The organism is Capnocytophaga sp. oral taxon 863 str. F0517 (assembly GCF_000466425.1).
In the GTDB taxonomy this organism is placed as follows: Bacteria; Bacteroidota; Bacteroidia; order Flavobacteriales; family Flavobacteriaceae; genus Capnocytophaga.
The window spans coordinates 1-957 of sequence record NZ_KE992120.1; the positions used below are offsets into that span (position 1 = coordinate 1).

A 957-nucleotide genomic window follows, 5' to 3' on the forward strand; every position below is an offset into this window, starting at 1 on the left:
AGTACCTGATACGGCTACTCCAGGCAGCTCTTATGAGGTGACTTATAAGATTTGTCAGGCTTCCACTGGAACTCCTTGTGATACGGCAAAGATAAAGATTACCATAGCAGGCACAGCTCGTGCTATTGAAGCTAAGAATGATAACTTTGGTAGTATTCCTAATACGGCCGACTATACCTCCACTCTTACGGTCTTCTCGGCCGGCGTAGATACCTTAGAAGGTGTATCAGGCGTGTTAGTGCCAGGCACTGATGTGAGCCTTCACCCAGGTACAGCCCCTCATGCTGACATCAGCATGGATCCTGCCACAGGTAAGATTTCCATCAAGGCAGGTACCCCAGAGGGAGACTATGAGTATCAGTATACTATCTGTGAAAAAGCAGAACCAACCAATTGTAGCAATACCGCTACGGTACGCTTTAAGGTAGTAAGCAAAACGATTGTTGCCAATAATGATGGCCTATGGAGAGTAGGTACCAAAGGTGGTCTTACCCCAAGTATCTTGAACAACGATATGCTCAATGGTAGAACCGGCCTCTCTGAAGCAGATGTAGTGATAGAAGCTACCCAAGGAGAGAACAATGATGTAGTTCACTTTAGAATGAATATCGACGGACGTATTAGTGTAATACCAGGTCTTCCTGTAGGAGAGTATACTTATCACTATACAATCAAAGAGAAAGGCAATGAGGGCAATATCGACAAGGCGCAGGTACGTATCAAAATAGTTTCTTTTGCTGCGGCTGATGATGAATTTACCGAGATCAATAATCAAGATCAGCCTAAGACAATCGAGCAGAGTGTCTTGAAGAATGATGAACTTGATGGCAGAACACCGCTGACCACTGCTGATGTAGATATTACCCCAAGGGTATTCAAAGATAATAATAACAATCCAGTGGATTACTTTACCTTTGATACCACCACCGGTAAGATCACTATCAAGCCACATACACC

At 44.1% G+C, this 957-nt stretch carries 1 pseudogene; it reads left to right on the plus strand.

Annotation, left to right across the window (positions count from 1 at the left end):
* Nucleotides 1-957: pseudogene (locus HMPREF1551_RS13880) on the plus strand (gliding motility-associated C-terminal domain-containing protein); the annotation flags it as partial.